Origin of the sequence: Cupriavidus sp. 2KB_3 (assembly GCF_052115685.1) — a bacterium.
Taxonomy (GTDB): Bacteria; Pseudomonadota; Gammaproteobacteria; order Burkholderiales; family Burkholderiaceae; genus Cupriavidus; species Cupriavidus campinensis.
Genome location: NZ_JBFRHD010000006.1, coordinates 203274 through 230188 on the forward strand (window position 1 = coordinate 203274; position 26915 = coordinate 230188).

The 26915-nt window shown below is 69.5% G+C and carries 26 protein-coding genes; 10 read left to right on the top strand and 16 right to left on the bottom strand.

Going from position 1 to position 26915, the window contains the following annotated elements:
• The first annotated feature begins 108 nt into the window (after window positions 1-108).
• The 3 genes from AB4120_RS08450 (at window position 109) to AB4120_RS08460 (ending at window position 2883) form a co-directional block, all read left to right on the top strand.
• Window positions 109-843: a GntR family transcriptional regulator gene (locus AB4120_RS08450; protein WP_441642139.1), complete on the top strand. Its 735-nt coding sequence runs from the start codon at window positions 109-111 to the stop codon at window positions 841-843.
• Window positions 844-919: 76 nt separating this feature from the next.
• On the top strand, window positions 920-1297 hold the full coding sequence (locus tag AB4120_RS08455; protein ID WP_149138759.1) for a potassium channel family protein: 378 nt from the start codon (window positions 920-922) through the stop codon (window positions 1295-1297).
• Window positions 1298-1584: 287 nt separating this feature from the next.
• Window positions 1585-2883, top strand: a complete 1299-nt coding sequence (locus AB4120_RS08460; RefSeq protein ID WP_149138760.1) for a hypothetical protein — start codon at window positions 1585-1587, stop codon at window positions 2881-2883.
• Here the strand turns inward: AB4120_RS08460 and AB4120_RS08465 are convergent.
• The 4 genes from AB4120_RS08465 to AB4120_RS08480 form a co-directional block, all read right to left on the bottom strand.
• Window positions 2867-4255 (bottom strand): ATP-binding protein, encoded by a 1389-nt coding sequence (locus tag AB4120_RS08465; RefSeq protein WP_187645217.1) that lies wholly within the window; start codon window positions 4253-4255, stop codon window positions 2867-2869. The two genes, AB4120_RS08460 and AB4120_RS08465, sit on opposite strands and share 17 nt — an antisense overlap.
• An 11-nt stretch (window positions 4256-4266) precedes the next feature.
• On the bottom strand, window positions 4267-7197 hold the full coding sequence (locus tag AB4120_RS08470; RefSeq protein ID WP_149138762.1) for an ATP-binding protein: 2931 nt from the start codon (window positions 7195-7197) through the stop codon (window positions 4267-4269).
• A gap of 202 nt (window positions 7198-7399) precedes the next feature.
• A complete protein-coding gene (locus AB4120_RS08475; RefSeq protein WP_149138763.1) occupies window positions 7400-7717 on the bottom strand; it encodes a hypothetical protein in 318 nt (105 codons plus the stop codon).
• A gap of 229 nt (window positions 7718-7946) precedes the next feature.
• A complete protein-coding gene (locus AB4120_RS08480; RefSeq protein ID WP_441642140.1) occupies window positions 7947-8402 on the bottom strand; it encodes a polyhydroxyalkanoate granule-associated phasin in 456 nt (151 codons plus the stop codon).
• Between the two features lie 202 nt (window positions 8403-8604).
• Here AB4120_RS08480 and AB4120_RS08485 point away from each other — a divergent pair, with 202 nt between their 5' ends.
• Together AB4120_RS08485 and AB4120_RS08490 are read left to right on the top strand one after the other, a co-directional pair.
• Window positions 8605-9540 (top strand): LysR family transcriptional regulator, encoded by a 936-nt coding sequence (locus tag AB4120_RS08485; protein WP_149138765.1) that lies wholly within the window; start codon window positions 8605-8607, stop codon window positions 9538-9540.
• Between the two features lie 91 nt (window positions 9541-9631).
• Window positions 9632-10627: a tripartite tricarboxylate transporter substrate binding protein gene (locus AB4120_RS08490; protein ID WP_149138766.1), complete on the top strand. Its 996-nt coding sequence runs from the start codon at window positions 9632-9634 to the stop codon at window positions 10625-10627.
• Between the two features lie 13 nt (window positions 10628-10640).
• On the opposite strand, the gene AB4120_RS08495 is transcribed toward AB4120_RS08490, so the two are convergent.
• From AB4120_RS08495 to AB4120_RS08520, 6 genes are all read right to left on the bottom strand, one after another.
• Window positions 10641-11258, bottom strand: coding sequence for a LysE family translocator (locus tag AB4120_RS08495; protein ID WP_149138767.1), 618 nt, complete (start codon window positions 11256-11258; stop codon window positions 10641-10643).
• 49 nt (window positions 11259-11307) lie between these two features.
• A complete protein-coding gene (locus AB4120_RS08500; protein ID WP_149138768.1) occupies window positions 11308-12909 on the bottom strand; it encodes an EAL domain-containing protein in 1602 nt (533 codons plus the stop codon).
• 232 nt (window positions 12910-13141) lie between these two features.
• The gene (locus tag AB4120_RS08505) at window positions 13142-14053 is read right to left on the bottom strand and encodes an intradiol ring-cleavage dioxygenase (RefSeq protein ID WP_441642141.1); all 912 of its coding nucleotides are present in this window, start codon (window positions 14051-14053) and stop codon (window positions 13142-13144) included.
• A 111-nt stretch (window positions 14054-14164) separates the two neighbouring features.
• Window positions 14165-15103, bottom strand: a complete 939-nt coding sequence (locus AB4120_RS08510; protein ID WP_149138769.1) for a 2-hydroxyacid dehydrogenase — start codon at window positions 15101-15103, stop codon at window positions 14165-14167.
• Between the two features lie 98 nt (window positions 15104-15201).
• Window positions 15202-16941 carry an L-arabinonate dehydratase gene (gene araD / locus AB4120_RS08515; RefSeq protein WP_149138770.1) on the bottom strand — a complete coding sequence of 580 codons (1740 nt, stop codon included), beginning with the start codon at window positions 16939-16941 and terminating at the stop codon, window positions 15202-15204.
• 120 nt (window positions 16942-17061) lie between these two features.
• On the bottom strand, window positions 17062-17442 hold the full coding sequence (locus AB4120_RS08520) for a VOC family protein (protein ID WP_149138771.1): 381 nt from the start codon (window positions 17440-17442) through the stop codon (window positions 17062-17064).
• A gap of 110 nt (window positions 17443-17552) precedes the next feature.
• Between AB4120_RS08520 and AB4120_RS08525 the strand changes: the two genes are divergently transcribed.
• Window positions 17553-18494 (top strand): DMT family transporter, encoded by a 942-nt coding sequence (locus AB4120_RS08525; protein WP_149139374.1) that lies wholly within the window; start codon window positions 17553-17555, stop codon window positions 18492-18494.
• Here AB4120_RS08525 and AB4120_RS08530 read toward each other — a convergent pair.
• Window positions 18491-19207, bottom strand: coding sequence for an SDR family NAD(P)-dependent oxidoreductase (locus AB4120_RS08530; RefSeq protein WP_149138772.1), 717 nt, complete (start codon window positions 19205-19207; stop codon window positions 18491-18493). The two genes, AB4120_RS08525 and AB4120_RS08530, sit on opposite strands and share 4 nt — an antisense overlap.
• 278 nt (window positions 19208-19485) lie before the next feature.
• On the opposite strand from AB4120_RS08530, the gene AB4120_RS08535 reads away from it, so the two are divergent.
• The gene (locus AB4120_RS08535; protein WP_392388527.1) at window positions 19486-19728 is read left to right on the top strand and encodes a helix-turn-helix domain-containing protein; all 243 of its coding nucleotides are present in this window, start codon (window positions 19486-19488) and stop codon (window positions 19726-19728) included.
• An 8-nt stretch (window positions 19729-19736) separates the two neighbouring features.
• Here the strand turns inward: AB4120_RS08535 and AB4120_RS08540 are convergent, their stop codons facing one another.
• The 5 genes from AB4120_RS08540 to alkB all read right to left on the bottom strand — a co-directional run bounded on the left by AB4120_RS08540 (window position 19737) and on the right by alkB (window position 24527).
• On the bottom strand, window positions 19737-20426 hold the full coding sequence (locus tag AB4120_RS08540) for a glycosyltransferase (RefSeq protein ID WP_149138773.1): 690 nt from the start codon (window positions 20424-20426) through the stop codon (window positions 19737-19739).
• Window positions 20423-21025 carry a class I SAM-dependent DNA methyltransferase gene (locus AB4120_RS08545; protein WP_149138774.1) on the bottom strand — a complete coding sequence of 201 codons (603 nt, stop codon included), beginning with the start codon at window positions 21023-21025 and terminating at the stop codon, window positions 20423-20425. Before AB4120_RS08545 ends, AB4120_RS08540 begins: the two co-directional genes overlap by 4 nt.
• Window positions 21022-22083 carry an acyl-CoA dehydrogenase family protein gene (locus AB4120_RS08550; protein ID WP_262389743.1) on the bottom strand — a complete coding sequence of 354 codons (1062 nt, stop codon included), beginning with the start codon at window positions 22081-22083 and terminating at the stop codon, window positions 21022-21024. The genes AB4120_RS08545 and AB4120_RS08550 overlap by 4 nt, the downstream gene beginning before the upstream one ends.
• 120 nt (window positions 22084-22203) lie before the next feature.
• Window positions 22204-23712: an SLC13 family permease gene (locus AB4120_RS08555; protein WP_149138775.1), complete on the bottom strand. Its 1509-nt coding sequence runs from the start codon at window positions 23710-23712 to the stop codon at window positions 22204-22206.
• Window positions 23713-23864: 152 nt separating this feature from the next.
• Window positions 23865-24527: a DNA oxidative demethylase AlkB gene (gene alkB, locus AB4120_RS08560; protein WP_149138776.1), complete on the bottom strand. Its 663-nt coding sequence runs from the start codon at window positions 24525-24527 to the stop codon at window positions 23865-23867.
• 257 nt (window positions 24528-24784) lie between these two features.
• Between alkB and AB4120_RS08565 the strand changes: the two genes are divergently transcribed.
• The 3 genes from AB4120_RS08565 to AB4120_RS08575 all read left to right on the top strand — a co-directional run bounded on the left by AB4120_RS08565 (window position 24785) and on the right by AB4120_RS08575 (window position 26913).
• Entirely contained in the window at window positions 24785-25780 is a 996-nt protein-coding gene (locus tag AB4120_RS08565) for a glycoside hydrolase family protein (RefSeq protein ID WP_262389744.1), read from the top strand.
• Between the two features lie 93 nt (window positions 25781-25873).
• Window positions 25874-26341 carry a helix-turn-helix domain-containing protein gene (locus AB4120_RS08570; RefSeq protein WP_149138777.1) on the top strand — a complete coding sequence of 156 codons (468 nt, stop codon included), beginning with the start codon at window positions 25874-25876 and terminating at the stop codon, window positions 26339-26341.
• Complete coding sequence (locus tag AB4120_RS08575) at window positions 26338-26913, top strand: PIN domain-containing protein (RefSeq protein WP_149138778.1); 576 nt, start codon at window positions 26338-26340, stop codon at window positions 26911-26913. The genes AB4120_RS08570 and AB4120_RS08575 overlap by 4 nt, the downstream gene beginning before the upstream one ends.
• The last annotated feature ends 2 nt before the right edge of the window (window positions 26914-26915 follow it).

Sequence of the window (26915 nt, forward strand, 5' to 3'; positions counted from 1 at the left end):
ATTAAATATGTTCGAACATATTTCGGAAATGGGCGTAAACCCGGGGCGTAAACCCGTGGTCCGTCAGCCCTGCCGCGCCGCACCGATAAAGTGATGTAATGGGCATTTATGAGTAAAACAAACGCAGCGGAGATCACCCGCGAATTGCTGGATGGCATCACCACGGGCCAATTCCCCGTGGGCACGCTGCTGCCGACCGAGTTCGCGCTGTGCGAGCAGTTCCAGGCCAGCCGCTACACCATCCGTGCGGTGTTGCAGTCCTTGCAGGACATGGGGCTGGTGTCGCGCCGCAAGAACGTGGGCACCCGTGTGGAGGCCGCGCGGCCCCGGGCCGTGTTCAAGCCCACGCTGGCCTCGGTGGAAGACCTCATGCAGTTCGGCGAGGCGCACCGGCGCGTGGTGCAGTCGGTGGAGACCGTGACGGCGCCGCCGGAAGTGGCGGCCGACCTGGGCGGCACGCCGGACACCCGCTGGCTGCGCATCTCCAGCGTGCGGCTGGACGACGGCGCCCGCGCCGCGCCCATGGCCTGGACCGATATCTATATAGATAGCGCCTACGCGGACATCGGCCCGATCGTGCGCAACACGCCCGACGTGCTGGTCAGCGCCCTGATCGAATCGCGCCACGGGCGGCCGATTGCCGAGATCGAGCAGGACGTGCGCGCCACCACGCTGGCGGACCCGCGCATCGCCCGCGCGCTGGGGCTGGAGCCGGGCGCGGCGGTGCTGAAGATCGTGCGCCGCTACATCGACGAGGCGGGCGACACCTTCGAGGTGTCGGTGACGATCCATCCGGCGGAAACCTTTTCGGTCACCACGCGCCTGAAACGCACGGCGGGCTGATCCGGCACCTAACATGGACTAGCGCGGCCTTCGCCGCACCTTGTCTTTGAAGGGAAATCAAGGGAGTCCACCGCTTATGGCCACCATCCGCAACGATTCCGGGCAGCTACCCATCCGCCCGCGCCACGCCATTGCCGAATTCACCGCCGTGCTATGGCAATTGCGCGCCATCCTGATTTTCCTCAGCGGGCTGTTCGTCCTGCTGTCACTGGCGATGTACTACGTCGGCGGCCCGGTCGATGCGGGCAGCCGGTCGCCATCGTCGCTCGGCGGCACCTTGTATTTCTGTGCAATCACGTCGCTGACGATCGGCTTCGGCGACGTCGTCCCAACCACCGCCCTGGGCCGCGTCCTCGCGGTGGCGCTCGGCGCGCTGGGCGTATTGGCGATGGGCGTCATGACAGCCGCCGCCGTCCAGGCGATCCAGTCCGCAGCGAGGCGAACGTTGGGGTGACGGGGGCCATGCCCCGCCCATAGTCAGCGCTCACCTAGGCTGCTTAAGCAGGCGCAGCGTCCTGCGTTGGCGGGTCGCAACACACCCTCCTTCGCCATCCGCGACATGACGGGGCGTCGGTGCTACGGTCTCGCTCCAATTCGGCGTGACGCCGCACCTTCCCTCCCATCATGACGCTCACACGACGTGCCCTGCAGTTGCTGTTTGTTGCAGTCTGGACTTTCCTTGCAATGCACTCGGCAGGCGCGGCGGAAGGTGCCGCGACGCCCGGCGCTCGCAGCCACCCGATGACCGATATCGCGCTGAGCCGCGAAGGCGCGGATCGCCAGTTGGCGGGCAATCCGGCGGTGCGGAAATGGCTGCAGGCCGCAGAGGATGATGCGGAGATCCGCAAGGGGCTCACTGACGAGGAACTGCAACCGAGGTTGAACCGGGTTGGCAGCGAGGGATGCCGCCACTGCGAGATGACGCGGAACCTGACGCGCCTTGATAGTCAGACGCGGATGTCCTACTTGCGGAGCGGCATGCCATTGCTGTGCCGCCGCAATGCTCCAATTGGCGAGGCGACGTCCATCGATCTGGATGCAGCCTACCGTGTGTTCTATCTGGGCCTTCGGGCCGAAGCCAGGGGCGTTCCCCACACGCGATTGACGGCCGAGCGCACGGCGGCGCTGGAGCGCACGTTCGGTGCCAAGACACTCGAGGTTGCCGCCAAGATGCCTGGCGGCGTCCAGAAGCTGATTGATCTGGGTCAGAAGGACATTTCCGACGAGGACGCGGCGTGCTTTGTCGACGCCGTTGTGCGCGCCACGGTCGCCCAGATCGACGAGGCGGATCGCGACGATCTCGTGCTCTACCTGCTCGGCGGCCGGGCGCGCGCCGAACGCCCCAAGACTGCCGCGCTGCCCGCGCCTTTCAAGAGCAGCCGGGATGTCCTCGACGCCGACTTCACCCTCTCCGCCATGCCTCCCGCCCTCCGCAAGCAAATGACTTCGCTCGGCGGCAAGATGCCATTCAATCAGGTGGAGACGCATTCGCTTCTCTCGATCAAGGCCGGCGAGCGATCGGACTATATCGAGATGAAGTCGGTGTGCACGGTGGTCAAGGCGCCGATCCTCCAGTGCTTCCAGGAGGCAAGCACGATGGATGACATTCCCTATTTGGGCAGCTTCTACCTTGGGGACACCTTCCCATGGACCAAGAAGCAGCAGGATTACGTGCACGGCGCCAAGACCATGGACCCGCCGCAGTACTCCATGCTGAGCGAGCCGGCGCAGCGCCCGGTCACTGTGAAGCCGGATGCCCGGATGACGTTCTCGGTGTCGTCGTGGCGCGGGGAAGCGACCGGCGCGCCGAAGCAGGAAAAGGTGACCTGCCGGACCGGCGGGCGCTACGCCGCAAGCCGGATCCTGCCGACACTCACCGGCATGGCCATCGACATGGCTTGCACGGTGACCGAGGGTGGCGCCGAGACCAGCCGCTATACCTTGTCTTATGTCGAAGACATGCGCATCAGCCTCATTCGCTCCTGGGTCTACCCGGAAGTGACCTACTTGTCGACCTACGAGTCTATCGAGGTGAAGTGATCGCCTGCAGCCGCCCGCGCGCGTAGGCGCGCACCATGGGCGAGAGGCGGAAGCGTGGGTCATCGTCGGCAGCTTCCGGCGAGACCAGCGACTGCGCCACCAGCGCGTCCAGCAGATCCGCCGCTGCCACGTTTTCAATGCCGTCGGCGCCGATGGCTGCCGTGGCGGTTGCCAGCGTGAACGGGCCGTCGAGCACAGACAGCCGTTGCAGCGCGGTCTGTTCTGGCGCGGACAGCCGGACGTACGTCCAATCCAGCGAGGCCCGCAGTGAGCGCTGGCGTTCCTGCGGGCTCCGGCGTCGGGCTTCGAGCAGGTTGAAGTGGTTGTCGGCCTGATCGAGCAGGCCGAGCACGCCGAACGCGGCCACGCAGCCGGCGGCCAGTTCGATGGCCAGCGGCAGGCCGTCTAGCCGCCGGCAGAGCGCCGCGACGACCGGGGCGTCGCGGTCGGTCAGCGTGTAGCCGGCCCCGCTGGCCTGCGCGCGGGAGGCGAACAGCTGCACCGCGCCGAAGGTCCCGGCGCGGGCCGCATCGATCTCGCCCTCGCCCTCGGCGGGCAGTTCCAGCGGCGGCAGCCGCAGCAGGTATTCGGCAGCGGCGCCGAGCGGGTGGCGGCTGGTGGCCAGCACCGCCACGCCGGGTGCGCGCGCCAGTTGCGCGAGCAGGGCGGCCACCGCGTCGGGCGCGTAGTCGCAGCCGTCCAGCACCACCAGCAGACGATGGCCGGCCATGGCGTGGCCGAGCGCGTCCATCCGCGCCGTGCCGAACGCGGCGGCAAGACCCTGTACGGGGTCGGGCAGCGTGCCGAGATCCAGGTAGCAGATTCCATCGTCATAGGCCCCGGCCAGCCGTTCGGTGGCGGCCAGCGCCACGGTGGTCTTGCCGATGCCGCCGATGCCGACAACGGTGACGACCCGCCCCGGCTGCACCGACGCCTGCACGCGGGCCACCTCGGCATCGCGCCCGATGATGGCGGTGAGGCGGCGCGGCAGCACGCGCGCGGCCGGTATGACCTGCGCCGCCGGCGCCACGCCATCGTCCACGACCTGCACCACGCCGTCGAAGCGGTAGCCCTGACCCGGCACCGTGACGATGCCCGGCCCCTCCGGGCCCAGCACGCGCCGCAGATGGGCGATCTGCACCCGCAGGCTGCTCTCCTCCACCACCATGCGCGGCCACGCCACGGCGGTCAGCGCATCGCGGGAGACCACCTGCCCGGCGTGCTCGACCAGCGCGGCGAGGAGGTCGAAGGCGCGGCTGCCCAGCGTCACCGGCACGCCGTCCGCCACCAGCTCGCGCCGCGCCGGCCGCAGCAGGAAGGTGCCAAAGCGGTACGCGCGCCCGGCCGCGCCGTCAGGGTCGGTCTTTGCCATGGTTGTCTTCGTCATCCGCGCGCCTGCGTGGTGGCTGCGTCGTTTGCGGCGGCGATGGCCGGCGTGCTGGCGCAGTACGCCAGCACGGCCTGCGCGTCCCGATAGTCGCGCGTGCCGCGTCCTTCGGGCATGCGCGCGCAGGTCGCGGCGAGCAGGTCGGCCGCGCGCGCACCGTCACCACCCTGGTCCAGTTCATGACGCACCCGGGCCAGGCTGGTGGCGGCGCGCAGCGCCCAGGCCCTTGCGCCCTGCGCGTGCGCCACGTCCAGTGCGTCCTCGAAGGCCGCGGCGGCGGCCAGGCGGCCCGCGTGCGTGTGCCGATGCGGGTGCGCCTCGGCGGCCACGCGCCGCACTTCGGCCATGCACCAGCCGGACTTGCCTGCCACCGCGCGCGTGATGGCCAGCGGCGTGACGAAGCGCGCGCCGAAGGTGGCGTAGAGATCGGCCTGCTTGCCGCCGGTATGGGTGATCCGCGCTTGCAGGTGGTGGTGCGCGTCGGCCTCTGCGTATGTGGGGGCTGGCGTGCCGTCGCGCAGCGCGAGCGCGGCGTCGAGCATCTCCACCCAGCCGTGCCAGGCCACCAGCGCGTGGCGCAACGAGTGCTCGCGCAGCCGGTTGGCGTAATCGGCCAGCGCGGTTTCGTCGCCGCGCCATAGCGCGATCGGGCAGGCCGCGAAGGCCAGCGCCTGGGCCAGTGCCAGTGGCATGTCGGTGAGCGCGTCTTCCACGCACTGCGCGACCAGCGACGCGGCACTGTCCGCGTAGCCCTCGATCCACAGCGTGCGCGCCTCGACGATGCGCATGCAGACGCGGCGGTCCACCAGCGCGGTGAGGTTGTCCACGGGCCGCACCAGCGGGCTCGGATGCGTGCGCACGTGCCGCGCCAGATGCTGCGCCGTGCCGTGGTCGCCCAGGTAGTGGTGCGCCAGCGCCAGCGTGTGTTCGGCCCACAGTCGGGCTATCGCATCGCCATCCTGGTCCGCCAGTGCGCACATGGCCTCGGCGTGGCGGCGCCCGGCGGCGTAGTCGCCAGACGCCAGCGCGATCATGCCGATGCCGGTCAGCGCCTGCTGTTGCGGGCCCGATTGCGCCCCCGATTGCGCCCCCGATTGCGCCAGCGCGGCGGCGTCGCGCAGCGCGCGCTGGTAGGCGTCCTCGGCACCGGCGGCCACGCCGCGTGTGTGATAGATCAGCGTGCCCAGCGCCACGCGCAGCCGTGCGGTCAGCGTGGGGTCGAGCGGCGCAGCGCCCTCGTCGGCCAGCGCCAGCGCGCGCGCCGTGTAGCCGCAGAATTCGTCGAGTCGGGAGAGGAAGTAGCCCAGCGGCAGCGCGGCGATGATCAGCGTGGCGCCCAGGGCGGCGTCGCCGTCCGGGGAGAGCGCCCAGCCGATGGCGGCCCGCACGTCGTCGATGGCGTTGCCGTAGCGCGCGGCCCATTCGGCCTGCGTCAGCGCTGGCTCGTCGGTCCAGGTGGCGCGCAGCGCATCGCGCCAGTGCAGCGCGTGGCGGGCCTGCAGGTCGCGCAGCGCGCCGCCCCGGGCCAGCCGCTCCAGCGCATAGGCGCGCGTGGTGGCCAGCAGGCGGTAGCGCACCACGCCTTCGCTGGCATCCACGCTGACCAGCGATTTGGCGACCATCGCCGCGATGCCGGTTTCCACATCGCCACGGCTGATCTCGGCGTCCACCAGCACCGCGCGCGCCCAGGCCAGCGTGAATTCGCCGGTGAACACGGCCAGCCGCGTGAGCACCACGCGCTCGGTGGGCGGCAGCACGTCGTAGCTCCAGTCCAGCAGCGCGCGCAGGGTGCGGTGGCGCGGCTGCACGATGTCGCTGTTGTCCGCCGACATCTGGAAGCGGTCGTCCAGCAGCCGGCGCAGATGGGCCACGCCGAAGGTCTCCACGTGCGCGGCGGCCAGCTCGATGGCCAGCGGCATGCCGTCGAGGCTGGCGCAGAGCATGACCACGCCGGGCGCGTCGGCGTCCGGCAGCTGGAAGGTGTCGGCGCTGTGGATGGCGCGCTCCACGAACAGCTGCACCGCCGGGTAGTGCATCGCCTCCTCGGCGCTGATGTCGTTGCGCGGGGAGGGCAGGGCGAGCGGCGGCACGCGCTGGACCCATTCGCCCTCGCATTGCAGCGGCTCGCGGCTGGTGACGAGCAGGTGGACGTCCGGCGCCCCCTGCAGCAGTGCCAGCACCAGCAGGGCCACGGCGTCGATCAGGTGCTCGCAGCTGTCCAGCACAATCAGCATGCGCCGGTGCCGCAGTGCGTCCACCAGCGCCGCGCGCGTGGTGGGGCCGGCCGTCATGCCGAGCGTGGCGGCCAGCGCGGCATCGACGAGGCCCGGGTCGGCCACGCGGCCCAGGTCCACGAAGCGCACGCCGTCCGCATAGGCCGGCAGCAGCCGCTCGGCCATGGCCAGCGCGATGGTGGTCTTGCCCATGCCGCCCGCGCCGCACAGCGTAAGCAGGCGCCGCTGCGGCAGGCTCTGGGCGAGCGCGGCGATCAGGGTTTCCCGGCCGATCACGCGGGTCACGCGGGCCGGGAGGTAGGTGTCATGGGCGGGGGCTGCCGGGAGTGCGCCGGGGGCGCCTTCGCCGGTGGCGCGTGCCACCGGCGCGACGAAGCAGTAGCCGCGTCCGGCCACGCTGGCGATGTAGCGCGTGCCGCCCTGGCCGTCGCCCAGCACCTTGCGCAGCGCGCCCATGTGCACACGCAGCGTGGCTTCCTCGGCATCGCCGTCAGGCCAGGCATAGGCGATCAGCTCGGCCTTGCCCACCACTTCGCCGGCCCGCTCGACCAGGGCAGCCAGGATGCTGCGGGCACGCGCGCCCAACCGCACGGGGCGGCCGTTTTCCAGCAAAAGGCGCTGCGCGATATGCAGCGTAAACGGACCAAAGGCGACCGGTAGGTCGGCCTTGGCGGCAGGGGCGCGGCTAGTCAAGATGAGTTCCTCGCCGGCGGGGGCGAGCCGGACGAAGCGCTATTTTGAATGGCCTCGACGCGATGAGCAAATCCACCGCACGGTGGAGAGCCCAAAAAATATCGCCCGGCACGTCCTTGCGGGCGTGCCGGGCGGCGCTGGCGATGCGCGTGAGGCGCGTCACATCACGTGACGGCCGCACGCCCGCGCGAGCGCGGCGGTGTTACTTCTTGGCGCCGTCCGTGTACGGATCGGGCTTGCCGGTCTTGGCGCCGTCCAGGTACGGGTCAGGCTTGCCGCTCTTGGAGCCCGAGGTGTACGGGTCCGGCTTGCTCGGTGCCAGGTCGGACTTGGTCGACGACTTCGCGCCGTCGGTGTACGGATCAAACTTGCCGGACTTGGCACCGTCGGTGTACGGATCGGGCTTGCCGACCTTGGAACCTTGCGTGTACGGGTCCACGGGCTTTTGTTGGGCGTGGGCCAGCGGCATCGCGACAACGGCAGCGGCGGCGATCAGGCTGGAGATAAGGGTCTTGCTCATAAGGGCCTCGCGGGGTGGGGCGCAATTCAGGTACCTGCCTCGACTGCGCCCTCAACAGCTTCATAAGCCATCGGGCAGGCGGCGCTGTGTGTCTCGACCAGCATACTGACTAACTAGGTGACGCATCAACCGTGCCGATCGATATGTGCGTAAAACATCGCATCACGACCGTGCATTGCAGAAAATACCGTGTAAAGCCCGAGCGTCTTAACGCCCTGGGTGGCGGTTTTCAGACACTTTTACCCTTGCGCGGCGTCTCGCGCACGGCCACGGCCGGTACGTCTACGATGTCGCCCCCGGACGTCGCCACGGCGGCGATATCGGGCATCACGGGCATGGCCGGCAGCAGTGTCGGCAGGCCGAACATGCCGAACATGCGGCCCCAGTTGTCGATCCAGGCGCGCTGCATGGCTGCGCCCTGCTCCAGCATGGCGGTGGCGTAGTGCATCGGGATCGAGAGGAAGGGCATCTGGTTGGACCACTGCCGTGCGTACAGTTCCTCGGGGTCTTGCGGCATGAAGCAGGAGGCCCAGTCGAACTGGGCTTCATCCATCCAGGACTTCGCGAAATCGGAGTTCAGGCCCATCATCTTGCGCCAGTTCTCGATCATCTTGTCATCCAGCGCATAGGCGCCCTGGAACGAAAAAGCGGGGAAAGGCCACAGCGTCGGTGGAAAGCTGTTCATGGTGGAAAGCTCCGGTGGATACCTTGGGTGGAAGGTGAGTCCTGCGCAGGGGTTGCCTACATGCTCATCCAGTATCGTCGCGCGGTCAACCGGCGTATGGCTGACTTCCGTGAAGTTTGGTGATCCTGGCCCGCTTTGTCCGCCCAGGCGGCCCGGCACAGGCACAATACCGGCTCCGCGTGACAGATCTGGGATGAAGACGATGGAATTGCGCCAATTGCGCTACTTCGTGCATGTGGTGGAGTTGGGCAGCATGGGGCAGGCGGCCCAGCGGCTGGGCGTGGTCACGTCCGCGCTGAGCCAGCAGATCAGTCGGCTCGAGAGCGAGCTGTCCACGCGGCTGCTCCAGCGTACCTCCACCGGCGTGGTGCCGACCGACGCCGGGCTCGCCTTCTGGCGCCAGGCCCAGCTGGCGCTGCGCCACGCCGATGACGCCGCCCGCGCCGCCCGCACCGCGCGGCTCTCCGGCCATGTCAGCGTGGGCATGGCGCCGAGCACGCTCTCCGTCATGGGCCCGCCGTTCATGCTGGCCATGCGCGAGCGCTACCCCGATATCCGCCTGCATCTGGTGGAAAGCCTCTCCGGCAATCTCGCCACGATGATCGGCGCGCGCCAGCTCGACCTCGCCGTGCTGTTCCAGCTCGAACCCGGCCAGCGCTGGAGCGTGGTGCCGCTGCTGGAGGAACGCCTGTTCGTGATCGCCCGGCCGGACCATCCGGGCCTGCCGACCACCGATCCGGTGCATCTGGAGGCACTTGACGGCCTGCCGCTGATCCTGCCCAGCAACGCACATGGGCTGCGCGCGGTGCTGAACGCGGCCTTCGCGCGTAGCGAGCGCGCTCTCAACGTGGTGGCCGAGATCGACGGACTGGCGGTGCTGATGGATGCCGTGCGCGCCGGCCTTGGCGCGACCATCCAGCCCGGCGCGGCCGTGGCGCGGCATCTGGGCGAGCCGGGCGAGCCGCTGGTGCTGATCGAGATTGCCGATGCGGGCGTGCGCCGGCCCAACCTGCTGGTCAGCCTGTCCGACGACGAACTGTCTCCGGCGGGCCTGGCCGCCCGCAGCGTGCTGGACAGCGTGGCGCGCGGGCTGGTGACGGCGGGCCGCTGGCCCGGGGCGACCCTTCACAAATCCTGAAGACCTCCCGCCGGTGCGGGGCTGGTTGTGATGCGGACGTCTCAGTACAGTAGGGCGATTACATATCCAGAAAATCCCCCCGGAGACTCGCATGACCATCCGCATGCCGCGCCGTGCCGTGCTCAAGGCCTGCCTTGGCGCCGCCGCCACCCTTGCTGCCATCCCCGCCGTTCCCGCCATCGCCGCCGATAGCTGGCCGTCCAAGCCGATCACGCTGGTCGTGCCGTTCGCGTCGGGCGGCACCACCGACATCATCGGCCGGGCCGTGGGCCAGAAGCTGGGCGAGGCGCTGGGCCAGCCGATGGTGGTGGACAACCGCCCCGGCGCGGGCGGCACCATTGGCGGCTCCATCGTGGCGCGTGCCAATCCGGACGGCTACACCTTCCTGCTGGCCACCGTGGCCCACACCATGGCGCCCGGCATCTACAAGACCCTGCCGTACGACTTCCAGAAAGACCTGGAGCCCATCGGCATGGTGGCGCTGACGCCGAACGTGCTGCTGGTCAATCCGTCGATTCCGGCCAAGACCGTGCAGGAGCTGATCGCCTATATCAAGGCGAATCCGGGCAAGGTGAACTACGGCTCGGCGGGCATCGGCAGCACCGAGCACCTCTCGGGCGAGCTGTTCCGCGCGGCCACCGGCACCGACATCGCCCACGTGCCTTACAAGGGCGGCGCGCCGATGATGACGGACCTGATCGCCGGCCAGATCCAGATGGCCATCGAGACCAGCCCGTCGGCCAATCCGCATGTGAAGAGCGGCAAGGTCCGCGCGCTGGCGGTGACCACGGCCAAGCGCTCGGCGGCCTATCCGGGCGTGCCGACCGTGGCCGAGAGCGGCGTGCCGGGCTACGAGGTAACCACGTGGTACGCGCTGATGGCGCCGCACGGCACGCCCGAGGCCGTGCGCCAGCGCATGAGCACCGAACTGGCCAAGGTGCTGAAGCAGCCGGACGTGCAGAAGCGCTTCGAGGAACAGGGCGTGACCGCCGGCGACATGACGCCGCCGCAACTGGCCGGCTTCATCAAGACCGAGACCGTCAAGTGGACCAAGGTGGCCAAGGACTCGGGCGCCAAGGCGGAGTAATCATCCAACGCGCCTAGATCGACCGCCGGATCTCCGCCACGCCGAACGCGGCGAGCGCGAGGCCGGTGGCGCGGTCGATCCACTGCCGCACGCGCTGGCCCAGCGCGTGGCGGGCGCCGGTGACCATCGCCACCAGCACGCACCACCAGGCGATCGATCCGCAGAACACGCCCAGCACCGTGGTCAGCGCGATGGGGGTCGAGAACGGCCCGCGCGGCGCCAGCGTGGCGAACAGCGCGGCGAACATGATGATGGTCTGCGGGTTGGTCAGCGTCAGCAGCAGGGCGCTGGCGAAGGCCCGGCGGCGCGAGCCGTTGCCGCGCAGCGTGGCCACGGTTTCGGTCGGGGTGTGGAAGAACGTGCGCAGGCCCAGGTAGACCAGGAACAGCCCCGCGGCCAGATGCAGCGGCTTGTCATAGGCCAGCATGAACTGCGAGATGCCGACCAGCCCCAGCGCCGCCACCAGCCCGTAGACCGCGTCGCCGCAGGCAATGCCGAGCCCGATCGCCAGCCCGGCGCGGGGCCCTTCGGCGAGCGTGCGGCGAATACAGAGCATGCCCATCGGGCCGACCGGGGCGGCCACCGCCAGGCCAACGCCGGCGGCGGTCAGGAACAGGGTGGGCAGGGACATCGGACCTCCTTTTTTTATCGATGGGGTGAGTGGGTTTGCGATGCTTGCATCACGCCGGGGCCGAGGCCGGCGCCGGCGCGGCGTTCTTGGTCAGGAACTGGGCCAGTTCCGCGGCCGGCAGGGGCCGCCCGAACAGCCAGCCCTGGCCGTAGTCCACGCCCTGCTCGCGCAGGTAGTCGGCCTGGGCGCTGTCCTCGATGCCTTCGGCCACCACTGCCAGCCCGAGCGAGCGTGCCATGGCGATGATATGCGGCGCCACGGTGCTGGTGGCCGCTTCCTGCCCCATCGTATCCACGAACGACTTGTCGATCTTGAGCGCATCCACCTTGAAGCTCTCCAGGTAGGAGAGGCTCGAATACCCCGTGCCGAAGTCGTCGATATAGACCGGATGGCCGGCGTCCCGGAAGGCCTGGATGGTGTCGCGCGCCACGTCCGGCTCCAGGAAGCCGCGTTCAGTGGCCTCGATGCGGATCTGCGCCGGCGCGATGCCGGAGTCCCGCAGCCGCGCATTGAGTACGGTCAGGAAGCGCCGGCTCTTCAGGTCCTCCGCGCCCACGTTGATCGAGACATAGAACGACGGATGCCGCCGCAGCAGCGTACCCAGCTCAGTCAGCACGATCTCCAGCACCTGATCGGTGATCTGCTGGATCAGCCCGGCGTTCTCGGCCATCGGGATAAACAGGTTGGGACGCACCAGCCGGCCATTGCGGCGCCAGCGCACGAGCGCTTCCACGCCCACGCAGTGGTTGTCGGAGAGCGCGACGATGGGCTGGTAGTGCACCGCCATCTCGTGGCGCCGTACCGCGCCGCGCAACTCGCCCTCCAGGCTGAAGCGCCGCGTGGCGCGCCGCCAGACCAGGATGCCGAATGGCACCCCGGCGGCCAGCCCGACGATCAGCCCGCCCACCAGCAGCGCGCGCCAGTTGGTCAGCAGGGCCGCGCGCGGGGCCAGCACCACCACCGCGAAGGGCATCGTGCGTGACTTGCGCAGCACCACGGCGGCATCGTCCTCATGCTGGGCCGCGCCGCCGGGGCCATAGGCATGGTCGGCGTAGGCGCGCTGCAACCGGGCGAGATTGGCGCCCTGCGTGGTGGCGAAGATGCGGCCGGCATCGGTATGCACCACGGCCAGCATGCGCGTGTCGCGGTCCACCACATCGACGAATACCTGCGGATCAATCGACACGTGGTTGCCGTTGCGGCCCATCAGGATGGTCCGGCGCGGCGCGCTGAAGGGGTTGGCGAGGTCGAACCAGAAGTCGTAGCCATCGGGCGTGCGCCAGTCAGGCGGCGGCAGCGGCAGGGTACGCGCCTGCACCGGGCCCAGCAGCGCCGAGCACAGGCGGCGGCCACGGCCATAGACGCCGGCGTCCTGGAGAAAGCGATAGCTGTAGGTGATACGCCGGAGTTCGACGAGGTTTGACGGGGAGCAGGGCTCGTCGCGCAGCTGCTCCATGTCCTGGATGGCGCTGATGGCCTGCGTCATGACCGCCTCGCCGCGCCGCAGCGCCGCGTCGGCGAACACCGCGAGTTGGTCGGCCTCGCGCCGATTGGCCTCCAGCTGCGCCATGAACACGCCGATTCCCACCGGGAACAGCGTGGCCAGGGTGGCCAGGGCTATCGTCAACGCGAGAAACCAGCTGCGCTGCATCGGAGAACATCCCCTCTGGAGAACCGCGCCGAACGCGGCGCTCCCAAGGATGCGCCGCCCCCCATGACGTACCGGATCGTCAACGCCCGGCTGATCGGCAGGCCCGGCCCGCCCTTGGGGAGCATAACTAACAATTACGGGTCATGTCTGGCCATTGCCGTGGATTTTGCATTTTTTCCATGGCGGGCATTGATGGAGACCTTGGGCGCATGGCGGGTGGCCAGGGGGCGGCCTACAGCCGCACGCCCGGAATCAGCGCGGCGGCGCGGGCGCTGCCGGCAGCCGGGGCGGCCTGCTCGCCCTGGCCCGGGGGCGGCGGCGGGCGTTGGCCATTGCCGGAGAGCGGCGGGCGGTCCGGGGGCGGATGGTCGGGAAACCCCTCGCGCGGGGCGGTGCCGGCGGGGTTCACCACCAGCGTCAGCGTGGCCACGTAGCCGTGGCGCGCCTCGCGCACGGCGCCGAGCACGGTCTCGCCCGCCATCAGGGCGATGCCGTCGTTGCTGTTCAGCGTGCCGCGCACCTGCCTGCGCCGGTAGGCCGGCAGCTGGGTGTACAGATACTCGTTGAGCGCATCGGGCAGGAAACACTGCGTGGTCAGGTGTGCCCGGCCGGCCGGGTCGAGCACCTTCATATGCAGATGGGTAGCGCGCCCGGCGTACCAGCCGGGATAGATCGTGCGGAACATGGCCACGCCATCGGCGCCCACCGGCTGGCTGCCGCGCAGGAAGGTCTGGCCGCGCGTGCTAATGCGCTGGCCCCTATCGTCGCGCTGCCCGTCGTGCTGCCCGTCATAGCCCGAGTAAACGCCGGCCGCGTTGCAATGCCAGAGATCCACGCGCTGGCCGGCGAGGGGGCGGCCCTGTACGTCCACCACGGTGAAGCGCACCTCGAGCGGCACGCCGGGCTGGCCTTCGGTGATGTCCTGCCGGACCTTGCCGGCATCGAAGTAGTACGGACCCTCGGTGGTCTGGGCGGTCAGGGGGAGGGGGGTGGTGGCTGCAGCTGCGGCGGCCGGCGCGGGTTCGGCGGCTGGTGCCAAGCGGGCCAGCGCGGTCAGGCTGGCGCCGCCGAGGCCCAGCGCCAGCAGATGGCGCCGGCGCGTGGCGGAGGTTGGCGAGGGAGGCGAGGGAGGCGATTCGGGCATCGCACGCTCCGTTAAAGGCTGGAACGCCCAGTGTAGCCCCGGGGTGCCGCGCCAGTATTTCGCCTCTGTGTCGCCCCGGCTACACGGGGTAACGGGGCGATCCACGGCGGCTCAAAGCGCCGATTTCACCACCGCGCCGGAGGCGAAGAAGGCCTCCAGGTTCTCGAACACCAGGTTGGCCATGGCTGCACGGGTCTCGTGGGTGCCGCTGGCCACGTGGGGCAGGAGCACCACGTTGTCCAGCCCGAACAGCGCCTCGGGCACGTGCGGTTCGTTCTCGAAGACGTCCAGCCCGGCGCCGGCGACGCGCTTGTGGGTCAGGGCGTCGACCAGCGCGGCCTCGTCCACCACGGTGCCGCGCGCGATATTGATCAGGTAGCCCTGCGGCCCGAGCGCTTCCAGCACGCCGGCCGAGATCAGGTGGCGTGTTTCCGGCCCGCCCGAGGTGGCCACGACCAGGAAGTCCGCCCAGCGCGCCAGCGCCTCCACGGACGGCTCGAAGCCATAGGCCACGCCGTCCTGCGGCTTGCGGCCGAAGTAGCGCACTTCCATGTCGAAGCCCGACGAGCGCTTGGCGATCACGCGCCCGATCCGCCCCATGCCGACGATGCCCAGCCGCTTGCCGCTGACGCGCGTGGTGAGCGGATACGGGGCCTTGGGCCACGCGCCGCGCCGCACGTAGCGGTCCGCCGCGCTGACCTGGCGCGCCGCGTCCATCAGCAGGGCGAACGCCGTGTCGGCCACGCAGTCATTGAGCACGTCCGGCGTGTAGCCCACCGCGATGCCGCGCGCGCGGGCGGTGTCCAGGTCGAGCTTGTCCAGCCCCACGCCGAAGCTGGAGATCACGCGCAGGTTTGGCAGCGCGGCCAGCATCTTGGCGTCCACGCCGGTGGCGGCCCGGGCGGTCATCGCCACGAACTCGGCGCCGTGTGCGGCCAGGTAGCCGGCGGGGTCGGTCTCGGCCCAGAGCGGGTGCACATCGAAGGATTCGGCCAGGCGGGCTTCGGTGTGCTCGGGCAGGCGGCCGTGCTGCAGAAGGCGGGGTTTCATGCGGAATTGGTCCTGTCTGGGAGGGTAGCGGGGGTGGAGGGCGGCCGGGGGCGGCGCGCCCGCCATTATCGGGGACGATGCTTGCGGAAGGCTTGCGGTCAGTAGATGCTCGGCTCGCCCACCGGGTCGCCGAAATCGGTCTGGAGGAAGTCGAAGTCGCAGCCGTCGTTGGCCTGGCGGATGTGCCGGGAGAACATGAAGCCGTAGCCGCGCGCATAGCGGGGCGGCGGCGGGGTCCAGGCGGCGCGGCGGCGCGCCAGTTCCTCGTCGGACACCTCCAGGTGGATGCTGCGCCGGTCGATGTCCACCGAGATCAGGTCGCCCGTGCGCACCAGCGCGAACGGCCCGCCGATGTACGCCTCGGGCGATACATGGAGGATGCAGGCGCCATAGCTGGTGCCGCTCATGCGCGCGTCGGACATGCGCAGCATGTCGCGCACGCCCTGCTTCACCAGCTTCTTCGGGATCGGCAGCATGCCCCATTCCGGCATGCCGGGGCCGCCCTGCGGGCCGGCGTTGCGCAGGATCAGGATGTGGTCGGCGGTCACGTCGAGGCTCTCGTCCTCCACGGCGGCCTTCATCGACGGGTAATCGTCGAACACCAGCGCCGGGCCGGTGTGGCGGAAGTAGCGCGGGTCGCAGGCGCTGGGCTTGATCACGCAGCCGTCCGGCGCGATATTGCCGCGCAGCACCGCCAGCGCGCCTTCCCGGTACAGGGCGTTTTCGGGCGTGCGGATCACATCGTCGTTGTGCACTTCGGCCCCGGCGATGTTCTCGCCCAGCGTGCGGCCGGTCACGGTCAGCGTGGTCAGGTCGAGCTTGTCCCGGATGCGGCTCATCAGCGCCGGCAGGCCGCCCGCGTAATAGAAGTCTTCCATCAGGTACTTGTCGCCGCTGGGCCGGATGTTGGCGATGACCGGCACATGCCGGCTGGCGGCGTCGAAGTCGTCCAGCCCGATGTCATGGCCGGCGCGGCGCGCCATCGCAATCACGTGGATGATGGCGTTGGTGGAGCAGCCCATCGCCATGGCCACGACGATGGCGTTCAGGAATGCCGCCCGGGTCTGGATGCGCGCCGGCGTGAGGTCTTCCCAGACCATCTCGACGATGCGCCGGCCCGACTCGGAGGCCATGCGGATATGGTTGGCATCCGCCGCCGGGATCGACGACGCGCCGGGCAGGCTCATGCCCAGCGTCTCGGCGATGGCGGTCATGGTGCTGGCGGTGCCCATCGTCATGCAGGTGCCGTGGCTGCGCGCGATGCCGCCCTCGATGCCGATCCACTCGGCCTGGCTCAGGTTGCCGGCGCGGCGCTCGTCCCAATACTTCCAGGCGTCCGAGCCGGAGCCAAGCACGTTGCCCTTGTAGTTGCCGCGCAGCATCGGCCCGGCCGGCACGTAGATGGCGGGCACGCCGGCGCTGGTGGCGCCCAGCAGCAGGCCCGGCGTGGTCTTGTCGCAGCCGCCCATCAGCACCGCCCCATCCACCGGATGCGAGCGGATCAGCTCCTCCGCCTCGATGGCGAGCAGGTTGCGGTAGAGCATGGTGGTCGGCTTGACCGAGCTTTCCGAGAGCGAGATGGCGGGCAGCTCCACCGGGAAGCCGCCGGCCTGCAGGATGCCGCGCTTGACGTCTTCCACGCGCTGGCGGAAGTGGGCGTGGCAGGGGTTGATGTCCGACCAGGTGTTCAGGATGGCGATGAGCGGCTTGCCCATCCATTCGTCGGGCGCGTAGCCCATCTGCATGATGCGCGAGCGATGGCCCGAGGAGCGCAGGTCATCGGGGGCAAACCAGCGCGCGCTGCGCAGCGCGTCGGGCGTCTTTCTTCGAACTGTCATGTGTCTCCACCGTTGCTGTCGTCACGGCGCCTGCCAGGCAGCACGCCGTTGGGGTGTGGGTTGGAGGCACTAGTGTATTGGCACGCACACCGATCCCGCAACGCCGGAGACCTGTGCAGGCTACTGCGCCTCCAGTATCGAGAGGATGTTGCCGGCCGGGTCTCGGAACCACGCGATGGTAGGGCCGCCTTCGCCCCGGCAGATGCCGCGCGCGTCGGTCTTCAGGTCGGGTTCGTCATACATTTCGAAGCGCACGCCGTGGTGCGAGAGGCTGTCCACGGCCTTCTCGACGCTCTCCACCGGGAAGTTCAGCACCGTGAACGTGGCTGGCGCGTGGTTGGGCTTGGGATAGAGCAGCACGTGGTTGCCGCCCGCCAGGTTGAGCGCGAGCATGCCGTGCTCCTCCGTGACCACAAGGCCGAGCGTGTTGGCGTAGAAGTCCTTGGCCATGGCGAGGTCGTTGACCGAGAATCCGCTGAAAGCATGGCTGTCCCTGAGCATGGTGATCTCCTGGATCTGGCTGGTGGGGGCGCCGACAGGGACACCTGTATGGGCGCATCATGGCCCCAGTATGGTTCATCGGCCCCCTTCCCCCAAATGACAAATCGATGATGGCCCGGCCCCCGTCCACCCCTCCTTCCAGGCCGCCGACCGCCCATCCGGGGCCTCCCGCCACGGCGGCTACCACGGCGGCTACCACGGCGGCCCTGACCGCGCTGGCGATGGTCGCCTTCGCGGCCAATTCGCTGCTGGCGCGGGCGGCGCTGAAGGGCACCGGCATCGACGCGGCCACGTTCACGCTGGTGCGAGTAGCCTCGGCCGCCCTGGTGCTGGGGGTAATCCTGCACCTGCGCGCCCTGCGCGGCGCGCCGGGCCGGGGGCATGGGCAGATGGGGGGCGACTGGATCGGTGCGGTGGCGCTGCTGGTCTACGCATGCGGTTTTTCGTTCGCCTACCTGCGGCTGGCCGCCGGCACCGGGGCGCTGGTGCTGTTTGCCTGCGTGCAGGCGACCATGATCGGTGACGGCCTGCGGCGCGGCGACCGCCTGCGCGCGGTGCAATGGCTCGGCATTGTGCTGGCGCTGGCGGGGCTGGTCTGGCTGGTGCTGCCGGGTTTGCAGGCCCCGCCGCCCGGGGCGACGCTGCTGATGGCCGTCGCCGGCATCGGCTGGGGCGTCTATTCGTTGCGGGGCCGGGGCGCGCCCGACGCGCTGGCCGCCACCACTGGCAACTTCGTGCGCGGGGTGCCACTGGCGCTGGCGGTGAGCGTGGTGAGCGTGGGGACGGTCTCCCAGCTTTCGGTCGACTGGCACGGGGTGGCGCTGGCGGCGGCCTCGGGCGCCGTGACGTCCGGCATCGGCTATGTGATCTGGTACGCCGCGCTGCGCGGGCTTGCGTCCACCACGGCGGCCACGGTGCAGTTGAGTGTGCCGGTGCTGGCCGCGCTGGGCGGCATCGCCTGGCTGGGCGAGCCGATGACCGCGCGGCTGGCGGTCAGCGCGGTGGCCATCCTCGGCGGGATCGCGCTGGTCATCGCCGCGCGGCGACGCTAGTCCCGCATACCGATTTCTCTTCCACTGCGCGGCTCGTTCTCCACGCTGGGCACCGCTGCGTCGCCGCTCATCGGCTCGGCCATCTTGCGGTGCTGTTCCGCCAGCACGTCGGACGGCGTGACCATGGCGATGGCCGCGCGCAGCTTGTTCTGCCAGCCGGTAATCACGTCCCCATCGCCGCGCATCATGGCCTCGAAGCCGATGCGTGCCACCTCGGCCGGATCGTCCTTCTTCTCCTGGGCGATGCGGGTGTCGAGCATGTCGGCGCGGTCGAAGAATTCGGTTTCCGTGGCGCCCGGCATCAGGCAGGTCACGGTGACGCGGGTATCGCGCAGTTCGTGGCGCAAGGCGTACGAAAACGAGTCCAGGAAGGCGCGGCCCAGCCCGCGCCCGGCGTTGGCGCACAGCACGTCCACCTGACGGCCGCGCGTGGCGGCCAGCAGATGGTCCACGCCGGCGGGGGTGGAGAGGTCGGCCTGGATGGCCTCGATGGTGGTGCCTTCGGTACGCAGCGTCTGCGCCGCCGCCTCGATCTGTGGCTCGTCCGCCGCGATGATCAGGTCCATGCCGTGGTCCGCGCAGCACTGCGCCAGGTGATAGCCAATGCCCGTGGAGGCACCGGTGACCACCGCCAGCCGGCGCTTGCCGGTGAGGGTGGCGGGCGCGCGTTCGGCGTCGTCCAGGCGGTCGATGGGGGTCTCGATCGGGTCCATGGGTGTCTCCGTCTTCGAACAGGAATTCCCACATCGCCGCAAGCTTCGTTCCACGCCGCGGCCGCCTGCCGGGCGGGAGGCGCCTCCCTCCGTTTGTAGGGATTGCCACCGCGCCGCGGCGGGGCGAGCGTTTTATTTTGACAACATTACATTCGGCGAAGCGGGCACTTACCTATGGCATGCGTAGCCGCTTGATGTTGCGCTAGGAGTTTTTGTCAATCAATGGTCAGAATTGATAGATTTTTAACTTTTCCTGGATGACCGCGATGCTGAGAGTCATGATTTCCACCCCTGATCAGCTTGGACAGGTGTTGCAAGGCGCACGCAAGGTTGCCGGCCTGACCCAGGCGGAAGCGGCCGCCCGGCTCGACATCAGTCAAAGCCGCATTTCGCATATGGAGCTGAACCCCGAGACCATCAGCGCGGGGCAGTTGCTGGCGCTGCTCGGGGCGTATGACCTCGATCTCGTCGTGCAGGACCGCGCGATCGGGGAAGCGGAAATCCAGAAGTTCGAGTGGTAAGGCACGACTCACTCAGGGCAACGCGTTTCGCCCTCGTGCAGCGTGGCCAGCATCGAGAGGTGATCGGCAAAGCCGCCGGCCAGCCTGCCACGCGCCCGCGCACTGGTAGTCACCTGCGGCAGCGTGCTCCAGGCAATATGGGCGTTGATGGCCTGCAGCGCCTCGATCAACGCCACGTCTTCGCTGACCGGATGCGGCAGAAATCCGCCCGCGCGCCGATAGGCATGCGAGCACACCCCCAGGTTGGCGCCGTGGACATGCCGGTGCCCCTCCTCGCGCCGGTAGCGCGCGGCAAACCGCGTGGCCACGTGCGGCGGCTGGGGGCTCCAGTCCTCCACCGTCACCAGTCCGCAGACCGCATCGGCGCGTAGCGCGAGCTGCGCCACCAGCCAGTCCGGCGCCACGCGGCTGTCGGCATCGGTAAATGCCAGCCAGCGCGCCTGCTGGGCCAGCAGGTGCTGGGCGCCGGCGCGGCGCGCCTCGCCCACGTTGCGTGCGGCAATCGTCAGGCAGGTGATGCGCTCCGGCGCGTGGCGTTGGGCGATGGCGGCCGAGCCGTCGTCGCAGGCGTCGAGCACGATCACCACGCGCACCGCTTCGCCACCGAGCGCCGGATGGGTGGCCGCCATGGCCAGCGCCCGCAGGCACGCCTCCAGATGGTCTTCTTCATTGTGAACGGGCACGACTACGCCGATCATGCTGGCTCCCGCTGGCGGAGCGGCCGCGCGTTGCGCGACCAGACTTCGAGCAGGAAGTCCGGCTCCAGATGCCGCACATGGCGATACAGGCCCGGTTGCCGCGCGATGGCCGCGTGCACTTGCCGCGTGGGCTGCGTGCGCCCGGCAAACGGCCGCAGCCAGTGGCAGGCCAGGATTACGCCTGCCTCGGTCAGCGCGCCGGCCGCGCGCTGCGCGGTTTCGCGCCAGGCGTCGGGGTCGAAGAAGTAGCCGATCTCGCTGAGCACGATCAAGTCGAAGGGGCCCTCGGTTCCATCCGGCCATTCCGTCGGCAGGTTGGCGGTGGCCACCTTCACGTGCCCGTATCGCGCCATGCGCTCGCGCGCGCAGCCCACGGCGCGGGGCACGAGATCCACGGCGAGCAGGTGGTCGCAGCGCGCGGCGAGGCGCTCGGTCAGCATGCCGGTGGCGCAGCCGGCCTCGAATGCTGTGCCGTAGCGCGCCTCGGGCAGCGCGGCGAGCACCACGTCGCGCTTGCGCGCCTCGTACCAGAGCGACTCCAGGCCCCACGGGTCGGGGTTCTCGAACATGGCGTGGAAGTCCGTGGCGGTAGCGGTCATAGCGTCCCCACATCGCTATCGCCCTGCGCCAGCCGCTGGCCCAGCGCGGCGAGGTCACGTTCGGCATGGCTCTGGCGCAGCAGCACGGGCAGGTCGGCGTACAGCGCGGCCAGCGTCGGGTTGCGGCACAGCGGGCCGGCGCCCAGTGTGTTGCCGGCGTGCTGGATCACGCGCAGCACGGCGGCCTCGATCACGGTGCGGGCGCGCATGGCCGGCACGAAAGCATCTTCGGTGGGATGGTCATCGATCCATCGCGCGGTCTCGCGCAGCAGCGCGGCGCTGGCGTGCAGGTCGCCGTCGATGGCGGCGAGGTGGGCGGCGGCGTGGGGGTCGTCCCGCTTCTTCAGCGCTGCGCGCACGGCGTGGGCCACGGCGTTGGCCAGTGGCAGCGCCGCGCCATGCCAGCAGGCTGCGATACCGGCCCCGCCATGCCAGAAGCCGGGGCGGCGCAGGTAAGCGTCCGGCGCGGTCAGCAGCAGCGCGGGGCAATCGTCGAACAGGACATCGCCACTATCGGTGGCGGCCATGCCCACGGCGTGCCAGCCCTCGCGCGTGACGCGGATGCCGGGGCTGGCCATGTCGACGACGGCCAGCCGCTGCGCGCCGGGCTCCGCCTGATCCAGCCAGCCCGTGACGAGCGCGTGCGAGACCTCGCCGGCGCCGGAACACCAGGCCTTGCGGCCGGTGAGGCGGGCGGGGGTGAAGCGGTCGGTGGCGGTCAGGCCGGCCTGTTGCGCGAGGCGGCGGAGGTCGGGCGAGTCAGTGGTCCGCACGCGCAGGCGTGCATCGGGCGGTTCCGCTGCCCAGATCGCCCAGCGCGTGTCGGGGGCCGGCGTGGCATCGGCAACTTCGGCGAGGATGGCCAGCGCATCGGCATGGGCCTCGAATAGCTTGATGGCTACCGCGCCCCGCTCGGCGGCGATGGTGGCGAACAGTCGCCAGCGCGCCAGTGTCTGGCCATGGCCGGGCAGGGGGATGCCCTCGGCGCCGACGAACTCCTCGATCAGCGTGCCGAGGCGGTGGGCGTGCGCGCCGCGATTGTCCGGAAAGTCGCCCATGGTGCCTCCATCCTCGTGCCAGCATCGGAATCTGTCACTTGGAGGGTACGCACGCCGCCGCGCGGCGCCTGCCGGCAAACGGCGCGCCGCGATGTCAGCCGAATCCCACAGGGGGTTTGGTTACGGCAGGTAGCCCAGCAGGCGCCACCAGAGGTAATCCAGCGGCAGCAGCACCACCACCGTGATGGCCGCCAGCGCCAGGCACAGCCGCGTGCCGTGCCGCAGGCCCACGCCGCCCAGCTGCATGGCGATGACGATGGGCGGCGACTGGTAGGGGAAGAACACCGTCGAGAACACCGGCACCTGCAACATCAGCACGGTTTCCAGCGGCAGGCCGGTGGCGGTGGCCAGGTCGCGCGCCAGCGGCGTCATCACGGCGGGGAGCGCGGGCAGCGTGGACATCAGCCCGAGTACGGCCCCCATCGCACCCAGCGCGCCGACGTTACCGGCGGTGTGGCCCGGCGCCAGCGGCAGCCAGTGCAACAGTGCGGCGCTGATGGCCGTGCCGAGGCCGGTGTGCTCGACTACCGCGCCCAGGCCAAGAAACCCGGCCACGTAAAGCAGCGGCACCAGGTGCACCTGCTCGGTCAGCGCCTTGGGCGAGACCAGCCCGATGCCGGGCAGCAGGCAGACGATGCACGCCGCCAGCGAGATCCAGGCGGGCGAGATGCCGTGCCAGGCGTCGGTGGCGAACGCGGCCACGGCCAGCGCCAGCAGCAGCGCGAGCAGCGTCTCCGGCTTGCTCATGGCCGTGCGTGCGGCGGGCGGCTGCGGCGTCATCGCCGCCGTCTCCGGGAACAGCTTGCAGACCAGCCAGATCAGCACCACGGTCTTCAGCGCGCCCAGCACCGGGAAATGCAGCAGCAGGTAGCTGCCATAGCTCAGGTTGATGCCATAGAGCGAGTTGGCCGCGCCCAGCAGCACGCTGTTGGGGATGTTGGCCGGCAGGATCGAGGTGGGCGGCATGTAGCTGGCCGCCGCCACGGTCAGCACCATGCCGATGCGCCCGTTCGATCCGGGCCGGAAGCCGAGACGGTCTGACAGCGCCAGCACGATCGGCATCAACAGCAGCACCCGGCCCGTGGTGGACGGCATCAGGAACGCCAGCCCCACCGCGCTCATGGCCACCGTGGCAATCACCTGCGGATAGGTGTTGACGCGCTTGTGGAAGATGATGTCCGCCAGCCGCAACGCCAGCCCCGTGCCGCGCAGCGCCACGCCGGTCACCGCGCCGCCGAACATCAGCCACCAGGCCGTGGACGTGAAGCCGGAGAACACCACCGGCGCGGGCGCGATATGGAGGACCACCGCGCACAGGAAGAACAGCAGCGTGGCGGTGGGTTCGGGCAGCACGCCGGTGGCCCAGCAGGACACGGTGGAGACCACCAGCGCGCCGGCCCAGATCAGCGCGGGCGGCGCCCCGGCGGCCTGGCCGGCGATCCAGACTGCGGCAATGCTGGCTGCGATCAGCAGGGCGGCGCGGATGGAGTCTGCCGGCCGGCCGGAAAATTGCGGGGCGGTTGGCGTTGGCGTAGGCGTGGGCGTGGGCGTTGGCGTCGGCGTCGGCGTCGGCGTTGCCGTTGCCGTTGGCTTGGCGGCGGGGGAGGCGGGGGTCGAATCGGCAGGCATCGCGGTGTCTCTTCGGATGCCGGTCGCGCGATTGTTGACGTCTGGCGCCGGCAGCCATTTGTCGTGGTGCCGTATCGTACTGCACGCCTCCGGCGCGTGCCGGAGGCGGAACTGGTGCCCGGCGCGAGGATTTGTCGCTTGTGTTTTCCGGTTCAGCGTGTCTTGCGGAAGGTCAGGTTGATGCGCGTGCGCCCGGTGAGCGCGTGATCGTCATCGGCCAGCGGCGCAATGCCGTGGAAGACCAGCCGCGACGGGCCGCCCCACACCACCACATCGCCATGGGCGAGCCGGATGCGCGCCGGCTTGTCCGCGCGGCGCAGGCCGCCCCAGAGGAAGGTGGCGGGCAGGCCGAGCGAGACCGAGACGATGGGCGCGCGCAGGTCCAGTTCGTCGCGATCCTGATGGAGCGAGAGCCGCGTGCCGGGCAGGTAGCGGTTGATCAGACAGGCATCGGGCGCGAAGCCGGGGTAGCCGGCGCTGGCGGCGGCGCGCTCGGCCAACGCGCGAAACACCTCGGGCATGGGCGGCCACGGCGCGCCGGAATCGGGGTCGACGGGGTCGTAGCGGTAGCCGGTGCGGTCGGAGACCCATCCCGCCTCGCCGCAGTTGGTCATCGCCACGGACATGCGCAGCCCGCCGGGGGTGATCAGGTGGCGGAACGCGGCCTGCGCGCTGACGTGGTCCACGGCGGCCAGCAGGCGGGTATCGACCTCGCGCGCAAAACCCCGCAGCACCATGGCGCCCGGGCCCAGGGGCTCGGTGGCGGGCGGGGTGTCGGGGTCGGTGGGGAGGGCGTCGAAGAGGTCGAAAGTCATGATGGGTGGGGGACCGGGCGGGCGCGGCATGCCGATGATAGCGGCTTGCCGGGTGGCCGGGCGTCGGGGCGTGCAGCGCGTTCACGCTATTGGGGTGCCAACGGGCTGCCAACGGACAGTGACCACCGTTGTAAATGGGCAAACCGGCATGGATTCCGAGTGCGCTTCCGTTATCATCCGCGAGTTCCGTCAAGGGACGATAGCGCGAATCGACAAAAACATAGCGCGCACGGGAATAACCAGAAGGGGTCAATACGATGGAAACCAAGCAATTCGCGCCACGGCGCGGGATGGCACTTGCCCGGCGCATGCTGGGCGCGGGACTGATCGCCGGCATGCTGGCACTGGCCGCCTGCGGTGGCGGGGGCGAGGAGGCGGCCAGCGGCACGCCTGGCGCCGGCGCGCCGTTGACGCCGGCGAATCCGCCGGTTCCGCCGGTGCCGCCGGTGAACAATCCGGACCCCGGCACGCCGGGCGTGACCAAGAGCGCCAAGCGGGGCGTGGCCTACGACCTGGTCAGCGCGCAGGACTTCGCGGCGCTCGCCCCCGGGGTGTCCTGGTGGTACAACTGGGCCGCCAAGCCCAACGGCACGGCGCCCGCCGATGCCACCACCACCTACAGCATGGACTTCATTCCCATGCTCTGGAACGACAACTTCAACGACGCCGCCATCGAGGCCTGGCTGCTGGCCAATCCGCGCGTGAAGTACCTGCTGCTGATGAACGAGCCGAACCTCACCGATCAGGCCAACCTGACCCCGGCGCAGGCCGCCACGGTCTGGCCGCGCTACGAGGCCATTGCCGCCCACACCGGCGTGAAGCTGGTGGGCCCCACCATCACCTGGGGCACCATGCCCGGCTACCAGGACCCGGTGATCTGGATGGACGCGTTCTACGCCGCCTATCGCACCGCCAACGGCAACCGCGACCCGCGCATCGACTACCTGGCCTTCCACTGGTACGACTACGGCCTCGGCGGCCAGCTCGACCGGCTGATGAAATACAACAAGCCGTTCTGGGTAACCGAGTTCGCCAACTGGCACAGCAACGCCGACGGCGCCCAGATCGACACCATCGAGAAACAGAAACAGCAGATGAAGGAAATGGTCGCCATCTGCGAACAACGCGCCGACGTGTTCCGCTATGCCTGGTTCACCGGCCGCTGGAACAACGACATGCACTTCACCAGCCTGCTCGGCGGCGATGGCCAGCTGACGGAGCTGGGCAAGTACTACATCGGGCTGCCGTTCTGAGCGGTATCCATCGAGACACTTCGTTTCGTTTATTGCGACTTTCGTTTGTTTCGATTAAGCTCCGGTCATTCGCTTGACTGACCGGAGCTTTCCATGACCTCTCCCACCCTTCAGAAGACGACCCTGCCGTTGGAAGGCGAGGTCCAGGCCGCCGTGCGCGGCCAGCGCGCACTTGCAGCATTTCTCGCCACGCGTGTGGAAACGCAACGCATCCAGATCTTCGACGAGAACAATGAGGCGCATCAAATCGAGCTGCCTACCTCGGCGCTACGCTTGCTGCTCGACATCCTCGCCGAACTGGCCAACGGCAACGCCGTCAAGATCGTGCCGGTTCACGCCGAACTGACCACGCAGGAAGCTGCGGACATCCTCAACGTGTCTCGACCCCATCTCGTGAAATTGCTCGAAGACGGCGTGCTGCCGTTCCACCGCACCGGCAAGCACCGGCGCGTGCGCTTCGCAGACCTGATGGCCTACAAGGCCGTCCGCGCCGAGACCAGCGACGCCGCCATGGACGCACTGGCCCGCGAAGCGCGCGACCTGGGCATGGGCTACGAATGAGGTGTTCCCCGTTCACGGCGGTGTACGACGCATGTGTCCTGTACCCGGCGCCGTTGCGGGACTTCCTGATGGAACTGGCGCTGACCGGCAGCTTCCGCGCCCGCTGGAGCCGCGAGATTCACGACGAATGGCAGCGCAACCTGCTGCGGAACCGGCCGGATCTCAGCGCGGAACGCCTGACCCGGACAGTCCGGCTCATGAACGAAGCGATTCCAGACTCGGTAGTGAGCGGGCACTTGCCCCTGATCGACGGACTTGTCCTGCCCGACCCGGGCGATCGCCATGTCCTCGCGGCAGCCATTCGTTGCAACGCCAGCGTGATCGTGACCTTCAATCAGAAGGACTTCCCCCAGACCGCCCTGGACCCGTTCGGCATCGAGGCACAGCACCCCGACGAATTCATCGACAACCTGTTTAATCTGGACCCCGGCGTCGTGCTGACCGCGGCACGGCGGCAGCGGGCACGATTCCGCCAGCCGCCGATGAAAGCGGACCACTACCTGAGCGTGCTGCTCCGGCAGGGTCTCGTGCAGACGACCAAGAATCTCGTCGGCTTTCGCGCCGTCCTCTGAGC